At 43.8% G+C, this 304-nt stretch carries 1 protein-coding gene; it reads right to left on the reverse strand.

What is annotated here, in order from left to right; all coding sequences use genetic code 11:
- Positions 1-272 (reverse strand): hypothetical protein (locus tag AC061E_RS16665; protein ID WP_478287257.1); only part of this gene is annotated, 272 nt, incomplete at its 3' end.
- Positions 273-304: the final 32 nt, after the last annotated feature.

A 304-nucleotide genomic window follows, 5' to 3' on the forward strand; every position in this document is an offset into this window, starting at 1 on the left:
AGTCGGTGATCTAAGCCATAAGCGCCCGGTTCATCGAGCACGAATCGATGAACAATTGTAGCATCCTCAATCGTTACCACTGGTGCATTGTCATTATCTTCAATTGTTCCTGTAGCAGTATCAGTTGTTGATCCAACGGTTCCTGTAGCACTGGTGATCGCTATGGTGAAGGTCTCGTTATTCTCATCAATAGTATCTGCCGTACTTGGTACTGTTGCTGTTGCTGTTGTAGCTCCTGCTAAGAAGGTTACCCTTACTTTAGGCTTTACCAATATATCGACTACTAACGGAGATTACACTACTA

The sequence above is a fragment of the Flavobacterium sp. GNP011 genome (assembly GCF_056428925.1).